Consider the following 4,631-nt stretch of genomic DNA (forward strand, 5'->3'; position numbering starts at 1 on the left):
ATGACAATTTTATATACTCCATAAACCCTTTAAATTAATTAGGTGGTTTATGTCGCACTTCAAGTTTTACTCTGCCCTACCTTAAATTACACCACACAAAAATAAAAACCCTATATAACTGTTATATATAGGGTTTATTAAAATACTAATTATGTAATTTAATGCATTTTATGTCGGTGACTCTTGCCAAGGTTGGGGTATCACTGATAGCTCGCCTTCATAAAACTGCATACTGCTTTACGCTCGCTTTGTCACGTATTCAATTTCAAGCACCAAAAAAGATACCACCCTGCTTATTACCGATCTATACAATCAATCTTTCACCGTTCTTTGAATGCGTCATGGTGTCGCATATCAAATATTTTATATGCGCTTAATACGTTATATATTTAAAACATAATTTATAATTATAAAAGAACTTCAATTTGGCTTTAAACTTCTTGAATATATTAAGAAGAATCTTAAGTGCTGGTTAAGTTGAATTCAAACAATGCTGAATAAATTATTTGGTATAGTTCTAATACCGTACTTGTTTCAAGAATATTAGATTCAATACTTAATTTAATTTGTATTACATATTCATTAGATCAATTCACTTTTAATTTAAACATAACAATCCATTATAAAATCAAAACAATCAAGCAAAGTTAAAGTTGTTTGGTTTAGTTATTTTCTAGCCATTCATCACCAACTAATATCATTCAACCTTATTATAAAGTTCATTTGAGCATCATTATATAAGTGACTTCAAAAACATAGCTTTTTAAGGCGATTTTTCGTTAAGACAATGCGAAACCTGGACCCAACAGGAAAAATTCAAGGTCAAAAAATCAGGCAAAAAAAAGTTGATCAAAAAATAATCAAGACTACTGTTACTCACCGAAAATTTTTTCCAAGAAATTTTTGTTACGTCATAAAATGGTTAAAAAGTAGGCTGTGTTACGTCATAAAATGGTTAAAAAGTAAGCGGTGTTACGTCATAAAATTTTTTGTTGGTTAAAAAGTAAGCGGTGTTACGTCATAAAATGGTTAAAAAGTAAGCGGTGTTACGTCATAAAATGGTTAAAAAGTAAGCGGTGTTACGTCATAAAATTCTGCTTGCTTTCTAAGAAATTATTATAATTTTTCCTACTTTTTTATTTAAAAAGTAGAATTCAAATATTTTATTTAAAGTTAGTGCAAAGCAATGAGAATCTATTCAGAAATGATCAAACAAAAAGAAAACTGTTTTAATTCCAAGAATAGACAAACATAACATTGATTTAGACTATAATAAGTCAATACCTTAGTCAATATATAAACAAGATAATTTATGATATTTTATTTTTGCTCTGGTTTGGGATTTTGATTGACTTTTAAAACATCCTATAAGATAGTTAAAAATAGGAATATGTGGTTGTTGGTTAGAGTTGCTTGTTAATTTCTTAAATCAAAAAAACCTATTAGTTCTGGTGTCGTAGTTTATTTATAAATTCACGTAGATTTATTATATAAATCATAATTTACGTTTGTAAATTTCACAGTTTTGGCACACTTCTGCATGAGGTTTTTAACAGTTAATTTGCGTTTTTGCTTAGGTTCTGCTTTGGTTTTGCATCAGATTTGCTTTACTTATTTGTCAGATTTTTTTCAGGAACTCCACATTTTAATTACACTTTATTTTCAATTTTATCTCAGTTTATTTACACTTTTTTATCGCTTTTACTTTTCTTTTGCTACATAAATTCACATCGCTTTTTAGTTAAAGCATCAACTAATTCCTTTGATTAGTACCCTTTTTTATATAAAAAATGATTATTATTTGTGGATCGTTCGAATATCAATCGAATGGTTTTGCAAGCTATTGAAGTTGAGCTTGCAATGATTTAAGTAGTACCAAATACCCTTTAAACACTCTGGATAGGCTTTCTTTGCTTGCAGAGAACAATAGATAAAAGAGCAAATATGCATAACGTAAGTTCAAGAACCTTAAAGGTGGATGATCCAAGTTCTCAATTGAACTGCCTGTTTTACGACTTCCTTCTTTCAAGACAATTGAATCTTTATCAATTCTTAGCCCAGCTGGAGCAGACTTGTTCTTCAGAACTTTTCTCAAGTCTTATCTTCATGGATTCTTATTCGGACAAATCTATCTATCAAAGTTTGATCAATCGAAAGATAGACCATCTCACTAACAAAACAACCGCCATTCAAGAGTCAGTTTTAGATTTGTTGAAAGTGGATGCGTTCAGAAAGTCTTCTAAATTTGGCATTATGATCAAGAAGACTGGAGAGGCATTATTAACAGATAAAGATGTCCAAGTTTGGTTCATGAAATGCTACATGCAGATTGCTGCTTTAGAGATAGCTGAGTCTCATGGTCTTACTCTTAAAGAGGGTGATAAGAAGATTCTGGGACAATATAAAAAGGAAATTAATAAAATCTATTTCTTAAAGCTGTTTCGTATATACGGCTTCAAACTCCCTTTGTTTACACCGCTTATTTGTGCCCTGCTTGTTGCCCAGATTGATCAGATGCCGCTTTCCTTCATAGAGACAGCTTACTATGCACCTGATGTCGATATTGGTTTTATGAACATCCTGAACACCAGTGGAGGCGGTATATTTCTGCTGTTCTGTGCTCTATTTTTTTATACTATGAACCGTACCGGGTTTGTCGGAGACTTTTTTATTTAAGTTAGGCCACCTGACCTAACGGGTTAATCTTATCATAGTACATTGCTTCAAACTCAAAAGGCGATACATAACCCAGTGCACTGTGTACACGCTTTTTATTGAACCAATCTACCCAGTTTAGTGTCGCAAGTTGTACATCTGCTAAACCTTGCCAATCTGCTTTTAAATATTCAATCACCTCTGTTTTGTATAAGCCATTCACCGTTTCAGCCAGAGCATTATCGTATGAATCACCAGTTGTACCGACTGATGCTCGTAAATTTGCAGCTTCTAAACGATTGGTATAGCGAATAGAAAGATATTGAACACCTCTATCGGAATGATGAATCACATTCTTTGGCATGCCTCGATCGTGCAATGCTTGCTCAAGTGCATCGAGTACCATATCTGTATTCATCCGTGTAGATACTTTCCATCCAACAATTGCTCGTGAGAACACATCAATAATAAAGGCGGTATAGACCCAGCCTGAATTTGTTTGAATATAGGTAAAGTCAGCAACCCACAAGTGATTAGGCTGATCAGCTCTAAAATTCCGTTTCACCAAGTCAGGTGCTCGTTTTTGGTCATCTCGACTACGGGTGGTTTGTTTGTTCTTACCTCGCCAAATACCTTGTATACCTAGCTTTTTCATTAATCGAGCAACAGTACAGCGTGCAATAATATAGCCTTCACGTTTCAGTTTTTGCCAGACTTTACGTACACCATACCGACCTGAACTTTCCTTCCAAATTCGTTTAATCTCCTCAGCATGATGCAAGTCATGTAAATCTCGCTTTGCTCGATGTTCTGGATTTTCGCAGAGATCTAGAGTCCGGTAATAGGTTGAAGCTGCGATCGGTAAAATCCTACAAATCGCATCAACACCATATAAGTCTTTATTGTTATGGATGAAATCCACCATTATTTGTGTGGGCGGTCGAGCTCCGCCTGGGCGAAAAAAGCGGCTGCTTTACGTAGAATTTCATTGGCACGCTTTAATTCTTTAATTTCACGTTCCATTTGCTTCATTTTTTCTTGATCAGATATCTGTTGTACTTTAATAGGATTTTGCTGATCTAAATGCTTTTGATGCCAGGCACGAAGTGTTTCAGGAGTACAACCAATCTTAGGCGCAATTGCTGTGATTGCAGCCCAAGTAGAAGGATAATCTTTTTCAGATTCAATCAATAATTGAACCGCTCTTTCTCTGATTTCAGGGGTATATTTTAATTTTGTCATCGGGATAGTCTCTCAGAATATTGACTCTCCGACAAACCCGGTACGGTTCACTATTTTATTTAAGCACGATTTATTAGATAAAGCTTTTTCACTCAGAACTTTGTACCTAAAAGTGATTCTGCAAACAAGGTCATTAATTGGCATTACAATCACGAATCTATTTATTTTGCATGGCATCTTCACGTTTAGCCCAGCCTCATTGTTCTTTGAGAAAGATTCTATTGGATACCACATAGCTTCACAGAATTATGAAAAAGCTGAAAACTTACTTGCAGAAAAAACATGGCATAGTGATCAACTGAATTATGTAAAAGCACAGCTGCTTCTAGCACAAAAGGATTCCATCCCGGCCGACCAGTTCAAAATGCAATTTATTAGTGCCACGGATCAGTTGGTTTCCGATTACAGGGCTGATCGTTTACCAGAATGGGCTAACAATTATGTTGTGGCCAAGGTGCTTGAAGAAAGAAATATTGACACCGATCTAATGACTTTTGAAGAAGCACGAATGTATTTCTTTATATGCCATTTGTTCTTATTCCTTTCATTCTTTATTGATGATTACAAGATAAGGAAAATTAGGGAATTCTTTGAGTCAAATAAGGACCACAGAAAAATCAAAAATCTAATTTATTAGACATTAAAAAAGCCCTCAATTGAGTAATGCCAGTCAGTTAAGAGATTGACTGGCTTTTTCTTGGGTATTTTTGAGGTTTTCCTTTTACAACCCTTGG

The 4,631-nt window shown here is 34.2% G+C and carries 3 protein-coding genes and 1 other annotated feature; of the genes, 2 read left to right on the forward strand and 1 reads right to left on the reverse strand.

The genetic code is table 11. The features are described 5' to 3' along the window. The first annotated feature begins 1,944 nt into the window (after window positions 1-1,944). Entirely contained in the window at window positions 1,945-2,676 is a 732-nt protein-coding gene (locus tag HHA42_RS13140) for a hypothetical protein (protein ID WP_168526835.1), read from the forward strand. Between the two features lies 1 nt (window position 2,677). Here HHA42_RS13140 and HHA42_RS13145 read toward each other — a convergent pair. Further along, window positions 2,678-3,897, reverse strand: a protein-coding gene (locus HHA42_RS13145; protein ID WP_103254391.1) for an IS3 family transposase whose coding sequence is annotated in 2 segments (ribosomal slippage) — window positions 2,678-3,621 and window positions 3,621-3,897 — 1,221 coding nt in all. Because the reading frame shifts where the segments join, the coding sequence is not laid out codon by codon here. Continuing rightward, window positions 3,506-3,622: a sequence feature (AL1L pseudoknot), on the reverse strand. (Overlaps the previous gene by 117 nt.) 112 nt (window positions 3,898-4,009) lie before the next feature. Here HHA42_RS13145 and HHA42_RS13150 point away from each other — a divergent pair. Continuing rightward, entirely contained in the window at window positions 4,010-4,534 is a 525-nt protein-coding gene (locus tag HHA42_RS13150) for a hypothetical protein (protein ID WP_168526837.1), read from the forward strand. Window positions 4,535-4,631 lie beyond the last annotated feature (97 nt).

Origin of the sequence: Acinetobacter sp. A3 (assembly GCF_012371415.1) — a bacterium.
Classification (GTDB): Bacteria; Pseudomonadota; Gammaproteobacteria; order Pseudomonadales; family Moraxellaceae; genus Acinetobacter.